General features: G+C 36.0%; 13 protein-coding genes. 1 reads left to right on the plus strand and 12 read right to left on the minus strand.

Annotated elements, in window-relative coordinates:
- Positions 1–16 precede the first annotated feature (16 nt).
- The 9 genes from N0O92_RS03380 to N0O92_RS03420 form a co-directional block, all read right to left on the minus strand.
- On the minus strand, positions 17–925 hold the full coding sequence (locus N0O92_RS03380) for an AraC family transcriptional regulator (protein ID WP_315613190.1): 909 nt from the start codon (positions 923–925) through the stop codon (positions 17–19).
- Positions 926–1,284: 359 nt separating this feature from the next.
- On the minus strand, positions 1,285–2,148 hold the full coding sequence (locus N0O92_RS03385) for a sugar phosphate isomerase/epimerase family protein (protein WP_315613191.1): 864 nt from the start codon (positions 2,146–2,148) through the stop codon (positions 1,285–1,287).
- A 408-nt stretch (positions 2,149–2,556) separates the two neighbouring features.
- The gene (locus N0O92_RS03390) at positions 2,557–3,549 is read right to left on the minus strand and encodes an ABC transporter permease (protein ID WP_315613192.1); all 993 of its coding nucleotides are present in this window, start codon (positions 3,547–3,549) and stop codon (positions 2,557–2,559) included.
- Positions 3,550–3,598: 49 nt separating this feature from the next.
- Positions 3,599–5,131, minus strand: coding sequence for a sugar ABC transporter ATP-binding protein (locus N0O92_RS03395; RefSeq protein WP_315613193.1), 1,533 nt, complete (start codon positions 5,129–5,131; stop codon positions 3,599–3,601).
- 75 nt (positions 5,132–5,206) lie between these two features.
- Positions 5,207–6,166, minus strand: coding sequence for a sugar ABC transporter substrate-binding protein (locus N0O92_RS03400; RefSeq protein WP_315613194.1), 960 nt, complete (start codon positions 6,164–6,166; stop codon positions 5,207–5,209).
- A gap of 285 nt (positions 6,167–6,451) precedes the next feature.
- Positions 6,452–7,489, minus strand: coding sequence for a bifunctional inositol 2-dehydrogenase/D-chiro-inositol 1-dehydrogenase (gene iolG / locus N0O92_RS03405; RefSeq protein WP_315613195.1), 1,038 nt, complete (start codon positions 7,487–7,489; stop codon positions 6,452–6,454).
- Between the two features lie 57 nt (positions 7,490–7,546).
- Positions 7,547–8,401: a sugar phosphate isomerase/epimerase family protein gene (locus N0O92_RS03410; RefSeq protein WP_315613196.1), complete on the minus strand. Its 855-nt coding sequence runs from the start codon at positions 8,399–8,401 to the stop codon at positions 7,547–7,549.
- 231 nt (positions 8,402–8,632) lie between these two features.
- On the minus strand, positions 8,633–10,072 hold the full coding sequence (locus N0O92_RS03415) for a sugar porter family MFS transporter (RefSeq protein WP_315613197.1): 1,440 nt from the start codon (positions 10,070–10,072) through the stop codon (positions 8,633–8,635).
- A gap of 380 nt (positions 10,073–10,452) precedes the next feature.
- On the minus strand, positions 10,453–11,316 hold the full coding sequence (locus tag N0O92_RS03420; protein ID WP_315613198.1) for a sugar phosphate isomerase/epimerase family protein: 864 nt from the start codon (positions 11,314–11,316) through the stop codon (positions 10,453–10,455).
- Between the two features lie 382 nt (positions 11,317–11,698).
- On the opposite strand from N0O92_RS03420, the gene N0O92_RS03425 reads away from it, so the two are divergent.
- Entirely contained in the window at positions 11,699–12,562 is an 864-nt protein-coding gene (locus N0O92_RS03425; protein ID WP_315613199.1) for an AraC family transcriptional regulator, read from the plus strand.
- Between the two features lie 123 nt (positions 12,563–12,685).
- Here N0O92_RS03425 and N0O92_RS03430 read toward each other — a convergent pair whose 3' ends face one another.
- The 3 genes from N0O92_RS03430 to N0O92_RS03440 all read right to left on the minus strand — a co-directional run bounded on the left by N0O92_RS03430 (position 12,686) and on the right by N0O92_RS03440 (position 16,780).
- A complete protein-coding gene (locus tag N0O92_RS03430; protein ID WP_315613200.1) occupies positions 12,686–14,518 on the minus strand; it encodes a UbiD family decarboxylase in 1,833 nt (610 codons plus the stop codon).
- A 167-nt stretch (positions 14,519–14,685) separates the two neighbouring features.
- The gene (locus N0O92_RS03435; protein ID WP_315613201.1) at positions 14,686–15,891 is read right to left on the minus strand and encodes a nitrate/nitrite transporter; all 1,206 of its coding nucleotides are present in this window, start codon (positions 15,889–15,891) and stop codon (positions 14,686–14,688) included.
- Between the two features lie 301 nt (positions 15,892–16,192).
- Entirely contained in the window at positions 16,193–16,780 is a 588-nt protein-coding gene (locus N0O92_RS03440; protein WP_315613202.1) for an MSMEG_1061 family FMN-dependent PPOX-type flavoprotein, read from the minus strand.
- Positions 16,781–16,812: the final 32 nt, after the last annotated feature.

Consider the following 16,812-nt stretch of genomic DNA (forward strand, 5'->3'; position numbering starts at 1 on the left):
AGAAGCCCTCCTTGAATCAAACCTCTTTATATGTAGTTGTTTTTTGGCTGATATATAGGGATCGGAATAGACCTGGTGAACTCCCCATTGCAGATGTAAAAACACGAGTAAAATAATGTACATTAGGAAAACCGGTTTGCTCTGCAATTTCTTTTATCGAGCTCTCTGTTTCTTTAAGTAATATCGCAGCTTTTCTAATTCTCTGATTTCGAACATAGTCAGAGTAACTCAAACCTAATTCTGATACAAAAAGACGGGACAAGTGTCTACTGGATATATGCAAACAATTAGCTAAGTCAGTTAGTTTGATTGAGTTTGATAAATTATCTTGAATAAATAACACAGCTTGATGGAGGAGCGCTGAACCTCGTTTGCTATTACTTTTTTTATTTTCTGTATCCGAATAAGGGACAAACGTTTGAAGGAGGGAAAGGATAAGGCTGAAAGCTATATTCTTCAAAATCCCTTCTGCGTATACATTATCCATCTTACTCGCTTTTAATATTAACGATTTCCAAAGTAACGCACTAACACTTTCATCCTCTAAATTTTTAACAAAACTTGTACATTGCGCAGCTTCTTCCAATAGCTTTATCCATTCCGGCCCTGATTCCGACTCTACTAATTCAAAGCCAATATAAACTATAGATAATCCACTTACACTCTTTATCTGGTGTACCATATTCGGCCTTGAAAGAAATATCGTATTTTTTTGTAACTTATAGGAGCTATCGTCTTCTACATACAGACCTTCCCCATCAAATATAAAACAGACTTCATAATAGGAATGTTTATGCAGTAAATTGTCATAATGCTTTGGTATAGCCCCCCAATAGTGAATGTGAAAAGATGCTCCATTTTGTTTTAAACTATGAACATATTTATTTAGTATTGTTTTTCCCGGAATAAATTGATCTATATTCAAAGAAAATCCTCCTTCATAGAACTCTTCTTTATTTTATCTCTCCATAAGCAAAAAAGATGTCATATTCATGAGGAATGCTCCTTTATTGGTATCTTACTTAGTTCATCATGAAGCGCACGAATATCTTAGCTCGTTCTCTTGCAAAATTTAGTCGTTATAACGATTCAAACAAGCTATATTTATATCATCTAAAAATAAAAAAACTCTGCCTCTTTTTGCACTTGCGTTGTTTACCTGTTATTATACTTCATTTCAAAAAAAGAAAACCCTTTTTAAAAATAAGGATTGAAGCGATTATTCTCGAAATATTAAAGAAGCAACTAGAGATTCCTCTAGCTGCTTAATAAGATATTGTTACATTAAATATATAAACCCTCTTTAATTGATTTAAGCGTTAGCTCGTTTGACCATTCTGGTCTATCAGGATAAGCGAACACTGAATTTGTTACAATCCCGTCAAATTTCATTTCTCTTAATTTGCGGTATAATGCTTCAAAGTTTACCTCGCCTTCACCAGGGTTTAAATGCTGATGAATCGTTACTTTTGCATCCGGTGGATTGACAATATAACGCAATCCAAATGCCGCTTTATGATTAAGCGTATCGGCAATAAGAACATGATCTAGAAGATCTCCTGCTTCTTCTAAGTGTTTTTCTACATCGCCAATTCCATCATCATAGAAGAATGCATGGGCAACCGAATAAACTAATTTAATCCAGTCTTTATCTAGTGCACGAATCATTCGAATAGCTTCTGTATTTAACTCAATAAAATCATTCGGGTGCGACTGTAAATTAAGTCGAATGCCTTCTTTTTCAAAAAGGGGCATCAATTCGTACATTGATTTAACAAAAGCAGCTTCACTTTCAACCGGACGGCTAATATCCCCGGCAAATTCACTGTTCATTAAATCTACTCCTAATTCAGAAGTGATTTCAATACATCGCTTCCAATTTCTCACGGCAGCTTGACGTTCTTCTTCCTTTGGAGACGACCATTGTTGTACAGGAAGGACCGAAGAAATTTTCACACCGGCATCTGAACAATATTTTTTAAGATCTTTTATAAGCTGCTTATCTACCTTAGGGTATTCATAAAACCAAATGAAATCTTTACGTGGTGATAATTCTACATATTCATATCCTAAACGAGCAACGGTATCAATCGTATCTTTAAAATTCGTATTATCACGAAAATGTGACGGATCATAAGCTAAACGCATTTTAAAATTCCCCCTTCGTTTTTGAAAGAAAATAACTATTTCCATTCTCTTACCCTGGTACATATTATTGTAATCGATTTCATTACTGGCTTCACTCAATACAATTTAAAAATACAGACTATCCTGTACTATCAGAAATTATTGTTAAGATCTGTAACCGCAAACGCCCCTCCTTCAATCCGATATAAATCTTACATTCAAAAATGTTTTATAATTTGATTATAAGAAAAGTAACGTTTTTTTGTATTTTCAATATCAAGACTACATTTTGTCTTTTAAGGACACAGATTAAAAAACCGCATTGGCTGTAGCACCAGCCAATGCGGTTTTAAATTCTAGTGCTTTGCTAAATAATTCTCAATAATCTTGTTTTTTAATTTTGATTCTTTCAAGCCTTATTACGCATTACTATTTTTTACGTCGGTTCTTTCTAGAATCAATATAGACAGCGGCAACAATGATAGCCCCTTTCACAATTTGCTGCCAATAGGAACTGACGCCTAGAAGGTCTAGACCATTGTTCATTACACCGATAATTAAAGCTCCGATGATGGTACCACCAACTGTACCGATTCCACCAAACAAACTTGTTCCACCAATAACAGCTGCAGCAATTGCATCCAGCTCAAACATGATCCCCGCTTGTGGTTGACCAGATGCAATCCTTGATGTAAGAATCATACCTGCAATCCCACCTAACAGTCCCGCGTAAGCATAAACCATTAATTTAATTCTACTTACATTAATCCCTGCCGTAACGGCTGCTTGTTCGTTTCCTCCAATAGCATAGACGTATCTTCCGACTTTTGTTTTATTTAACAAAATCCACGTTACCAAGCCTACAAAAGCAAAGATGATTACTGGTACTGGAATACCAAATACAATTCCTTGACCAATGAATGTAAACGATTCCGAAATACCACCAATTGGGCGACCGTCACTATAAAGCATGGCAGCACCACGAGCTGCTGTCATCATTCCTAATGTCGCGATAAACGGAGCTAGCATTCCTTTTGCTACAAGTGTACCGTTAATGAAACCTGCTAATAAACCTACACCTAAAGCAGCTAAAATAGGAACGATTAACGGATAATCACCTTGAGCAAAACTAGCTACAACTACAGACACTAGAGCTACTAGTGAACCCGATGATAGATCAATCCCTTTTGTGATAATGATAGGTGTAACACCAATAGCAATGATACCAATAATGGACATCTGCCTAACGATGTTAATCATATTAGTCGTACTTAAGAAATGCGGAGTTAAGATTGACATTAATACGATAAGTAAAATTAATATAATTAAAATTCCATATTTATTTAATAGATTTTTTGCTAGCTTTTTATTTTTAAAGGATTCTGTTTGTTTAGATTCTGCCTTTTCGACTTCTAGACTCATTGTATTTCCTCCAAACTATTGAATTGACTATTTTTCAATCATTGAATTTTTACGTTGTTACTGCCTGTTTTTCATTATAATTAGTTACTACGTGTCCAGTAGCCAATTGCATTATCTTTTCTTGATTTGCTTCTTCGCGGCTTAATTCTCCTGTAATACGACCTTCATGCATCACGATTACACGATCACACAAACCAATAATTTCAGCCATCTCTGAAGAAACGACCACAATGGCTTTGCCTTGGCTAGCCAATTCGAAAATGATATTATAAAATTCAGACTTCGCTCCAACATCTATCCCACGAGTGGGCTCATCTAAAAATAAAATATCAGGATTTTTTAGTAACCACCTAGCCAATAACACTTTTTGCTGATTGCCGCCACTTAAATTTTCTACAATTGTATCAATATTCGGTGTTTTTACACGAAGACTTTCCTTTTGAGTTAAACAATCCGATTTTACCTTTTTAGAATCTAATAATCCCATTGAAATATAGTTATCTATGTTTACCGTGATCATATTTTCCTTTACAGAAAGTGGTAAGAACAAGCCTGTTAGCTTACGATCTTCTGTTAAGAAACCTAAGTTGTTTTTTATAGCGTCTTGCGGAGTTCGAATGATCGCTTTTTCCCCATGTATGTGAACTTCACCTTGCTCTGGCGTCTTCAGTCCAAATATCGTTTCTAGTACTTCTGTTCTTCCTGCACCCATTAAACCAGCAAAACAAACAATTTCCCCTTTTCGAACGTTGAAAGTAACATCTTGGAACCAGTCCTTTTGCGATAAGTTACGGACAGATAAAGCAATTTCACCTAATTTTGGTTCAGGCTTATTAAATACTTGATGTAGTTCCCTTCCTACCATCATTCTAATTAACTGATCTCTTTTCATATTTTCTGCCTTATCGGTGCCGATATATTGTCCATCTCGAAAAACAGAAATATCATCTGCAATTTCATACAGCTCACTCATTTTGTGAGTAATGTAAATGATCCCGACCCCTTTTTCTTTTAAGGAGCGTATCATTTTGAACAACTGAGCAACTTCTTTTTCTGTTATCGCTGATGTTGGTTCATCCATAATGACTAGCTTTGAATCAAAGGATATCGCTTTCGCTATTTCAACCATTTGAGTATTAGCAATGCTTAAATCAATCATTTTGGTTTTAGGATCCAAGTTTATCTCTAAGCTGTCTAGTAGATCTTTTGTCATTTTAAACAGCTTCTTATTATTGACAATACCGCTATTTCCGTATGTCGGTTCCCTCCCTAAGTAAATGTTTTCAGCCACTGTCATCTCAGGTACCGGACTTAGCTCTTGATGGATCATCGATATCCCTTTATCCAAAGAATCATTAATATTACGTAACGTTAACTCTTCACCGTCAAAGATTATCTTTCCGGCATCAGGTGTGTACATACCGATAATGATCTTCATTAATGTAGATTTACCTGCACCATTTTCACCCATTAATGCATGGACAGATCCCTTCCTTACTTTCAATTGAACATTATCTAGCGCCTTGACTCCAGGAAACTCCTTAGTCACATTTTCCAATTGTAAGATGACATCATTACTCATCCATAACCCTCCTACTCCCTAGGATCTTATTCTATAGAAGGAAACCATTTGGTTTCCTTCTATTTACTTAGAACATTACTCGTACATTGCGACGTACTCTTCAACCTTGTCTGGTGTAACGAGTTGGTATGGTACTAATACATCCTCAACATCTTCACCGTTTGCTGCCTTTACTGCTTGAATAATACTATTTGCACCTTGACCTTTTGCATCTTGGAATACAGTAACATCAAGTTGACCCGCCTTCATTGCGTCTAAAGCAGCAGGTGTAGCATCGATTCCAGCAACAATGACTTCATCTAATTTACCAGCAGCTTCAAGAGCCAAAATAGCTCCTAAGGCCATTTCATCATTATTTGCTACAATAGCATCGATTTGTGTACCAGAGTTTAACCAGTTCTCCATCAATCTCATGCCTTCAGAACGGTCGAATTTAGCTGTATTTTGGTTTACAATTTCTAGCCCAGGGTGTTCATCGATAATTTGAACATTTCCTTCTGTACGTTTAATTTGTGCTTCGTGACCTAACTCACCTTCCATGATAGCGATATTCCCTTCTCCACCTAACAGCTCAGCCACTTGTTCCATTTGAAGAATTCCTGATTGAATGGATTCCGATCCTACATACGCTGTTGCTTCTTCTACACCATCAAATGTACGGTTTGCAACTATGATTGGAATTCCAGCATTGTTTACCATATTAATAATATCTACTGCCGCTGTAGTATCAACAGGATTGATAACGATTGCATCAACATTTCTTGTAATGAAATTTTCAATCTGATCCATTTGTCTTGCACTATCATTTTGAGCATCACTATAAATGAATTCAAAATCTTGATGGTTTTCTGCTTCTTCCTTCATTGCATCTTGCATGTATGTTAGAAATTCATCTAAGTTAGAAATTGAAACGCCAATTGTCTTCTTTTCTCCAGACCCTTCACTTCCTGAACTCGCTTCGTTTCCTCCACAAGCCGTTAACCATAACAGCATCATTAAACTAACAAGAGTTAATACTGATTTACCTAATTTCATCTTCAAATTCCCCCTATTATTTTTTGTAATCGCTTTCAACAAAGATGTTATAAAATCATAATAATGTCCAACATTGCTCGGTCTAACCCTTTATACTATCTGGATCATTAGTTAGATAGAGTTACCACCTCCCCTATATAATCCAATACTAGCTTCCCTGAAATCAGATATTGCCCAATACTCAGAAAACTCCCTTCTGTTTTTTAGCTGATATAACCTAAAAGTAAGCTATATCAGCTAATTGAGAGATAATATTATTTATAAAGAGAATCGTACTTACTTAGATTAAAGTGCTTCACACACAGCGTTTTCACTGTAGAATGCTGGTTTTTCTTTAAGTGTGATAGACTCTTTTTCCCCTGTTTTCTGAGCTAATACGCACGCATCAGCTGTTACTGCAGCGATATAACCATCCCAAGAAGTCGGACCTTGAGGCTCACCTTTCTTAACAACAGAGTCGATAAAGTCTTGGATTTCAACATCATAGGCATCCATAAAACGGTATTTCCAATCTTGTAAGATACCAGAACTTAATTTACCGTTTTTACGTGTAACAACACTTGGGAATTCAGGTAAGTAAGCCACACCATCTTCACCAATGACTTCACACTGAATATCGTATCCGTACTTACAATTTACAAATACTTCAACATTCATAACAATTCCGCTGTTTGTCTCAATTGTGAACAGTTGTGGATCTTGTACTTTATCATGCGCGTATTTTGTTTTTCTCGGGAATACCACTTGCACTGATTTATAATCATCATTTACTAACCAATGTAGTGCATCAATCTCATGGATTAATGTATCCACTACAGCCATTTCCGTCACATATGATTCAGGCACTTCAGGGTTACGGTGTACAGCACGTACCATTAGAGGCTGACCAATTTCGCCTTTATCAATTGCTTCTTTTAATTGAACGTATCCGCTATCATAACGGCGCATGAATCCAACTTGAACAAGTTTTTTACCTTGTTTCATTTCTGCTTCAACAATTCTTAGACATCCTTCTGCAGTTGTTGCTAAAGGTTTTTCGCAGAATACATATTTACCAGCTTCTACAGCTGCTAATACAGTTGCTTCATGAGCAGGTCCCCAGCTTGTTACAACAACTACATCAACATTCTCATCCGCAATTAATGCTATATCATCGGGGTATACAACAGCATCTAACTTGTATTGCTCCACCGTTTGTTTAGCCGAATCTTGATTCACATCGGTTACGGCAACAATTTTTCCACCAGATAATGAATTTGTAATTCGATTAATATGTTCTCTCCCAATTGCACCTGTACCAACTACACCAAATCTTAAAGTCATAATGTGATTCCTCCTAGTTAGATAAATCGATTTCATTTTTTTCTGTGCTAGTTTCGTCTATACGCGAGAGTAATGATACTTCTCCAATACTTCCAACGTTGTTTCTTTTGCTTTTTTGATGACTTCTTCAGGATCCATTTGATAATATTCTGGTCTGAATAATTCCACGGACGCTACAAAATCATAATTTAATTGTTTCAGCTTACTTAAATGAGCTTCTAAATCGATTACACCATGACCTGGCCATACTCGATCTGTATCACGCATTTGCCCTACTGGAAGGCCATCTACGTCATTAATGTGGAAAATAAACAATTTATCTGCTGTTTCTTCTGTTACATCCTCTAACCTTGATCCCATCCCAGTAAATTGGAACGTATCATAGACAAGGCCAACATTATCTCTATCAATCTCTTTTACGATGCTATAAGCCTGTGCAAATGTATTCACTGTGTTTTCTGGAATTCCGATAAACTCCAATGCAATCTTGACTCCATAAGGCTCTGCTAAGTCAGATAGGTGTGTTAACACACGAACACAACTTGCATTCACTTCCGCTACCAATGTTTTTCCTTTTTCGGTAACATCAATATTTGAAGGAACAACTGCAATATATTCGCAGTTTATTTTTTTACAAATCTCTAAGTACTCTTTAAATTCTTCAATAATTTTTTCTTCGTCTTCTTTTGTACGATTATTAAAAAAGCATAATGCGTTTAATGAAAGCGGTTTTAATTTATGGCTATCAAAATACTCTTTTAGATCATCTAGTGTATTATCTTTAAGATAGTCAACTAACTGGTCTATCGCACGAATCTCAATATAATCATAACCATGCTTTTCACAATACTCTAGGTTCTGCTCAAGAGTTGCACTTTCCCATGTTGTCCCTTCGTTAAAAGCTAATTTCATTGGTTATTCCCCCTATCTATAAATGCATGATTTCTTTTGTTTATTTTGTATCTGGTTGTAGTGTAATCCATATTGATGATCACAGCTCTATAAAATCTTACTTGAAAACTGTATATTAGTGCTCTTTTGAATAGCTATTGGATAACTCTTGATTTCTTTTTTACTAAATAAACTCTAAAATCAGTAAAAGCAGCTAGAGTTTACTCTCTAGCTGCTTACGTTATTCTATTTTTAATTAATTTTTTTTTGAAGATCCATATCTGCTTCTAGTTCTTGATTTTTTGTAGATAGCCATGTTTCTTCAATTTCTTCTAGTGATTTATTCTTTGTTTCAGGTACAAATTTCAATACAAAGAAGAAGGCGAACGTACTAATAAGACCATAGATTAGAAAAACTCCTGTGCCTAACGCTTCATTTAATGGAGGGAATGTAGAAGAAGCAGCTAAATTCGCACCCCAAACTAATGTTACAGCAATCGCAACAGCCTGACCTCTAATTTTATTCGGGAAAAGCTCCGAGAGGAAAACCCAAGTAACAGGTCCCCAAGTCATCTGGAAGATCGCTACAAATGCTAAAATGAATAGTAATGTTGTAATTCCTTGAATCCCTGCAAAGAAAAGTGCTGCTACAGCTGTTAAACAAATGGCACACCCTGCAGAACCAAATAGAAGTAAGAATTTTCTTCCCTTCTTATCAATTAGTTTGAAAGATATGAATGAAACAAGAACACCTATAGCACCAACAAATATCGTTTGGAACATCGATGTTGACTGATCAGCACCAAGGTTCTCAAAGATACGCGGTGCATAATAAAGAATAACATTGATCCCAATAAATTGTTGTAAAACAGCTAAAGTCATACCTACAACTAAAACTAACTTTCCATAATAAAATAAACCTACTTTTTCTGTTTTCGTATTTAATGATTGTTTAATTTGTTGAAGTGTTTCATTTGCTACTTGCTTAGAGCCGTTAATCTTTTCTAATAGATTATATGCTTTGTCATACTCCTTTTTAAGAGCCAAATATCTTGGTGTTTCTGGAATAAATAACAGCAAGATTAGAAACAATGCAGCAGGGATTAATTCTGAAGCGAACATTAATCTCCATCCAATATCATTAATCCACTCACTAGTTTTTCCTAATGCTATTTGCCAATTGACAACGTATACAATCGTTTGGCCAAATACAACAGACATACTGTATAAAACGACCATTTTTCCTCTGATATTTTGAGGACTCATTTCACTAATATAGATTGGTGCTATGGCTGAGGCTAATCCTACTCCAATACCACCTATAATTCTATAAATATTAAAAGTAACTAACAATGCTAGACTAGGTTCACCTGCAGTAAAGAATAGGATCTCTGGGTATGCTGACCCTAGTGCTGATAGAAAAAATAACGCAGCTGCAATAACGAGAGTATTGCGTCGTCCTATTTTATTGGACAACAATCCAGAAATTATTGCCCCTATAATACATCCGATCAACGCACTAGAAACAGTAAGACCATGGACAAATGAACTTAACCCTAAACTATCTACTAGGTATAATTGTATGGATTGTTCTGCGCCTGCAATAACCGCTGTATCGTAACCGAAAAGAAGACCACCTAAAGAAGCAACTGCTGCTACGAATAAAATATAATATCGCTTGTTATTAATCATAAAAGTGAAGGAAAATCCTTCTCCCCCCTTATTCATTTCATATTGTTAATTCAATCTATTCATGCTTTGGAGTCAATACTCAATGACACTTTGGCTGTTAGTAAACTATACTGATTGTCATAAAACATCATCACATGTCGACAATTGTATGACAGCGCTTTCTTTTAGTGTATCATAGAAAGATGAATGCCTTTGCATTTTTTCTATTAGTAATTTTTTCTTTTACGAACTTTTTTTGAATTTCATAAATATCTACGAGGTGTCCAAAAAGTGAAATTCATTCCTTTTTGATACACCTCTTAGAATATAAATTTACTGATTAGCATTAAAACTTGAAGAATTATGTTACTCCATATTTTAAAAATAACAAGAACTAGCTATTAAATATTTAAACCCTCTTTAATAGATTTAAGCGTTAGCTCGTTTGACCATTCTGGTCTATCAGGATAAGCGAACACTGAATTTGTTACAATCCCGTCAAATTTCATTTCTCTTAATTTACGGTATAATGCTTCAAAGTTTACCTCTCCTTCACCAGGGTTTAAATGCTGATGAATGGTTACTTTTGCATCAGGTGGATTCACAATATAACGCAATCCAAACGCCGCTTTATGATTAAGTGTATCGGCAATAAGAACATGGTCTAGAAGATCTCCTGCTTCTTCTAAGTGTTTTTCTACATCGCCAATTCCATCATCATAGAAGAAAGCATGTGCCACAGAATAGACTAACTTAATCCAGTCTTTATCTAGTGCTCGAATCATACGAATGGCTTCTGTATTTAACTCAATAAAATCATTCGGGTGCGACTGTAAATTAAGTCGAATGCCTTCTTTTTCAAAAAGTGGCATCAATTCGTACATGGATTTAACAAAAGCAGCTTCACTTTCAACCGGGCGGCTAATATCCCCGGCAAATTCACTGTTCATTAAATCTACTCCTAATTCCGAAGTGATTTCAATACAACGCTTCCAATTTCTCACGGCCGCTTGACGTTCTTCTTCCTTTGGAGATGACCATTGTTGAACAGGAAGGACCGAAGAGATTTTCACACCGGCATCTGAACAATATTTTTTTAGATCTTTAATAAGCTGTTTATCTACCTTAGGGTATTCATAAAACCAGATGAAATCTTTACGCGGTGATAATTCTACATATTCATACCCTAAACGAGCAACGGTATCAATCGTATCTTTTAGATTCGTGTTATCACGAAAATGTGACGGATCATAAGCTAAACGCATTTTAAAATTCCCCTTTCATTCTGGAACAAATTAACCTCACAAATAAAAGTAACAGCTTTCATTTTTTAAATTAACGCTTACATATAAAAGCTATTATCGTTACAGGACTTCCACTTCAAACCTAATTAGTCCTTGTTACTTTTACTAGTGAGCTGTAATCGATTTCAATAAGTTGATTTTCTTTGCTTTATTATCAATTACAACTTTAGTTTAATGCATGTTTTCATTTACCACCCTGCAAATCCTCACTCAAAAACTGTATATTCTTGCTTTTTAATTATTTCTTTTTCAACCATAATATAACGTTTACATCCCTTTATCGTTGAAATATACTTAATAAATAAGTTAACTTGTAACTTACTATTTTCTAAGGGTGATAAAAATGAATTATTATATTCCAAAAGTAGAACCAGGCCTTAAGACAAAAAAGGGATTATATTTTTATGAACCTTCGGAATTAACAAAGAAACTATATTTTTATGTCATGTGGGGAGGAGAATATATAGTAGATGCTCCTTACAGTATTAGACGTGATTACATGGATTCTTTTCTTGTTTTTTATATTAAAAGAGGGTCCATGCAATTCCATTACCTAGATCAATCATTTGTTGCCTCAAAGGGTGATATAGTTTTATTAGATTGTAAAGAGAAGAATAATTACTCTGTTACAGAAGAAGCTGAGTTCCAATTTATTCATTTTGCAGGTAAAGGCATACAAGACTTATATAATGAGATATATCAAAGAAATGGCGCTCTATATAGGCTACCTTCTCATAAAAACAATATTCCTACTATTTTATCGCTCTTAGCATCGGATCAGGAAATTGATTTTAACATCTCCTTGGAAATTTATCAGTTGTTAGGGAATCTATTAGAAAGTACTCGGAGCACTTTTGAAAGCAGAGATGCAAATATGACCAAAATCCCACCGGAAATCCAAGCTGCTGTAACATATATAAATGAAAATTTTTCATCTAAAATTACCATTGAGAAGCTTAGTGAAATATCAAACTTAAGTACTTCCCACTTCTGCCGTACGTTCAAAAAATATATGGGAACTAGTCCTTACCAGTATTTATTAAATTACAGATTGATACAGGCTAAAAACTTATTAGTACAAACGAACCTTTCGGTGGAGCAGATAAGCGAAGATTGTGGATTTTATGGCATAGGTCATTTCATAAAAGCTTTTTCTAAATCTACCGGTGGAATGACACCTGGGAAATTTAGAAAACTTTGCTTTTAGATGTGTTCTTAATGAGAAGCTAGTGGTTTCGTTTCTAGAAAGAATAAAAAAAGGGTTGCCCATAAGGTCTTTTATGACCTATGGACAGCCCCTTTTTTTACACTATTTCAGACGAGACTATTTTTACTTTACCTGTCCTAAACTAGCTCCCTTAACAAAAAATCTCTCAATATCTCTCTCCACATTTACATCTGGGACTAACGGTGGTGCATGATGCGGCTTCGTCCTTGCATCAATAATGACATTGTCACAAGCCCAATGCTTATATTCGTATAGACTATTGACCCCATAGATATCATGTGAAGGATTGCTTCTTGTAAAGGTTGTCCATAAAAAATTATGAATGGACTCACTTAAAAACTGACTGTCATCACATAGTATAATAAATGGACATGATGTTAACGGGCCCTTTTGTTTAATTGCATCACATAAGACGTTTAAATCCTCTTGTGCTTGGCTATAAGAAGCAAATTCAGGTCCTTCAATCGCAATGATACCAGGCATAACAAGATCGGGATTATTATAGTCTTGATGCAATTCACGAAATAGATCTGGAACGTCCGAACATAAATCTCTTATTTTATCTCCATAAGCCGCAAACACTACTTTACTTCCCGAATTTAGCCCGGTTCCTGAATAATCCAAAGTATCAATTGTAGTATTTGTTTGAAAATGAATGTCTCTTCGGAGATTTATGCGCTCTAGTATATAGGTCAAAAACTCTTCTTCCCTACGAGTAGCTAGAGGCTGCTTTTCCTCGGCTGTAATAAACAAGTATTTTGCCAAACTTAACTGTCCTGTTCCTAAAATACGGTTTGCGAGTGTAAGAAGTTCCGTTGGCTGCTTTACCTTTTGATATGGTGTATAGCGTTCACTACCAATAGCAAAAAGCAAAGGATGAACTCCTGCTGCATCCACAGCATGTACTTCTTGCACACCTGGAATGTCTTGTTTAATCGCATCTCCCGTTAATTCATGAATAAGGTCTCCGAAAGCTGTATCCTCTTGAGGTGGACGACCTACGACTGTAAACGGCCAAATAGAATTAGACTTAGCGTATACTTTATGAACCCGCATCACTGGAAACGGATGAGTAAGGCTATAATAACCTAAATGATCTCCAAAAGGTCCCTCTGGCTTTGTTTCACCAGGATGAATCTCTCCCGTTATGACGAAGTCAGCATCGTGACTAATACAATAGCCATCGACATAACTATAGCGAAAACGTCGTCCCGCTAACAACCCTGCAAACGTCATTTCACTTAATCCTTCTGGAAGAGGCATCACCGCTCCTAACGTATGAGCAGGAGGACCTCCAATAAAGATACTTAGTTTTAAAGGAATGCCTAATCTATTGGCTTTCTCTTGATGCACTCCGATCCCACGATGAATTTGATAATGCAATCCAATTTCTTTATTCATTTCATACTCGTTCCCACTAAGCTGAATACGATACATCCCTAAATTCGCATTCATAATCCCCGGTTTTTCCGGATCTTCTGAATAGACTTGAGGAAGAGTCACAAACGCTCCGCCATCATCTGGCCAATGGTGAATAAGAGGAAGATCTGAAATTTGAATTTCCTGAAAATCTGTCGGCAGGCTTCCTTTCTTTTTTAATGGAAGTGCCTTCGTAGCAGCCAAACCTGAGCCGATATGCTTAAACGGATTTTTTAAAGGGCTCATCGGGTCATTTCTTAATGCAATTACACTTTGTGTCGCTTCTAACGTTTTTCGAAATATAAACTTACTTCTCTCAACTGTTCCAAATAAATTCGATACGGCTTTATACTTTGACCCTTTCACATTTTCAAATAACAAAGCCGGTCCATCAGCTTCAAAAACCTTTAAATGAATGGCAGCCATTTCAAGGTGAGGATCTACTTCCTCCTTAACTCGAATTAATTGACCATTTTTTTCTAAATCAATAATACATTCTTCTAAATTCATATACATAGTATAGTAGCTCCTATATTTAATACTTATTACAATCATACTTATTCTAGTGTACACTGTCTTCTGTGTATCTGCCAATGCACTAACTTGTACTCTCAACTATTCAGTAATTTATTCATAAAAAAACACCTCTCAAAAATAAAGAGGTGCCCCCTACTTGAAAATAATTAAATTCTGACCGATTTCCCTGATAACTTCCATTGTTTGCGCCAACCAACTTGTGCAATTACTAAAATTCCTAATGCGACTAGTGCAATAATGGAGAACGTAACAAACCCTGTAGCATATGTTCCAGTTATGCTCTTTAATGTCCCCAAAATATTAGGTAAGAAAAACCCGCCAATTCCCCCTGCCGCTCCAACAATCCCTGTGACCATACCGATTTCTTTTTGGAAACGTTGCGGGACCAATTGGAAAATCGCTCCATTCCCCATCCCAAGACAACCCATTCCAACAAATAAGGCTACCATAACCATCGCTAATGGAGGAAGTAAGCTTACAGCGAACATACATATCGCTACACCAATAAATAAGTATTGTAACAATCTAACTCCTCCAATTTTATCCGCAATTAATCCCCCCACTGGACGTAGGAAACTTCCTGCTGCAACAACTATTGTTACAAAGTCACCTGCACGTACACCAGAAACATTATATTGAGAAGAAAAGAAGTAACTTAAGAAACTCGCTAATCCAACAAAACCTCCAAATGTAACACTATATAAAATACAAAAATACCATGTATCTTTCTCCTTGAACACAGAAAAATACTCTTTAATTGGTTTCGGTGCTGGCTGGTTGGGTGGTTCTTTCGCTAAAAAGATATAGGAAAATAATACAAGTGTTAATGGAATTAAAGCTACCCCGAATACCCCATTCCAACCAACATATTCAGCAATTCTTGGACCAAAAAGTGTAGCAAGTAATGTCCCACTATTCCCCGCACCAGCAATCCCCATAGCTAGTCCTTGTAAATGAGGTGGATACCAACGACTTGCCATAGGAAGAGCCGCTGAGAAGCTTGCACCTGCTACCCCCAATAAGATACCAATTAAATAAAGTTCTCCTACTGTAAAACCGAATAACCATCCCCAAAATAAAGGGAGCATTGTGACTAGCATTCCCCCAATAGCCGTCTTTTTTGGACCAAATCTATCTGTTAAGATTCCCATAATGATTCTAAATACAGACCCAGCTAATATAGGAATTGCGACAATCAATCCCACTTGCGACGCCGACAATCCAAAATCGGCCGTTAAGTAAACACCCAGAGCCCCAAGTAACACCCAAATCATAAAACTAATATCAAAGTACAAAAATGACGACAACAACGAAGGAGCATGCCCGCTTTTTTTCAATTCGGATAATTTCATCTTTTTAACCGCCTTCTTAATTTGATTTGTTGACGTCATTATCGCAAAGACACATATTTGATACAGCTTTTTTGTCAGTTTTATTGACAGAGTTTCTTTTTGGGCGGAAATAAATGATGCACTTTACATACATATTTGTTTTGATGTCTATAACAAACTGTTTTTATGAAATGATTTTTTTGACAATAAACTACTATTAGCGACATTATTCACTGGGAAATGATTTATCTCTCCCATCCTATTCATTACAAAAAACACCCCCATTTAAAATGGGGATGTTCCTAAAAAGACAAGCTATTCTCTAAACTTTTACTCCATTAATCTTTAAATGCGCATGAAAGATTTCCATCAATGTTGGTAAGTTATCCTTATCCTCCCATGAGTCAGGATTCCAAATATTTGATTGTTTTAAAGCTCTAGGGCAATGGATAAAACACTCTTCTACATCTATCCCAATACCAAGTATAGGTGGTTTCCCCTTTAGACTCATTCGATTTAATATTTCTTCGTCACTAATGATTGTTGCTTTACCATTTACTCGAAGGACATCCTCGAGACCTGGGATTAAAAAAAGCAAACCAACCTGTGGATTAGAGAGGATATTCATAATAGAGTCCACTCTTTTGTTACCAGGACGATCAGGTATGACTATTTGCTCTTCATTTAGCACCTGTACAGTCCCCGCCGTATCTCCTCTTGGGGATACATCACAATGTCCGTTGACATCAGAAGTTGCCAAAAATACTAGAGGAGATTTTGCAATGAAGTTTTTAGCTTGTTCATCAATAATAGAAATAACTTTATTTGCAACATTTTCATGAGGAGACCCTACAATCTCTCTTAGCTCTTCTTCTGTTCTTATAGCAGACTTAGCAAAATTCACTTTCATCAAGATACCTCTCCTTCCCTTCTCCCTATCAT

The sequence above is a fragment of the Alkalihalobacillus sp. MEB130 genome (assembly GCF_032335535.1).
In the GTDB taxonomy this organism is placed as follows: Bacteria; Bacillota; Bacilli; order Bacillales; family Bacillaceae_D; genus Halalkalibacter.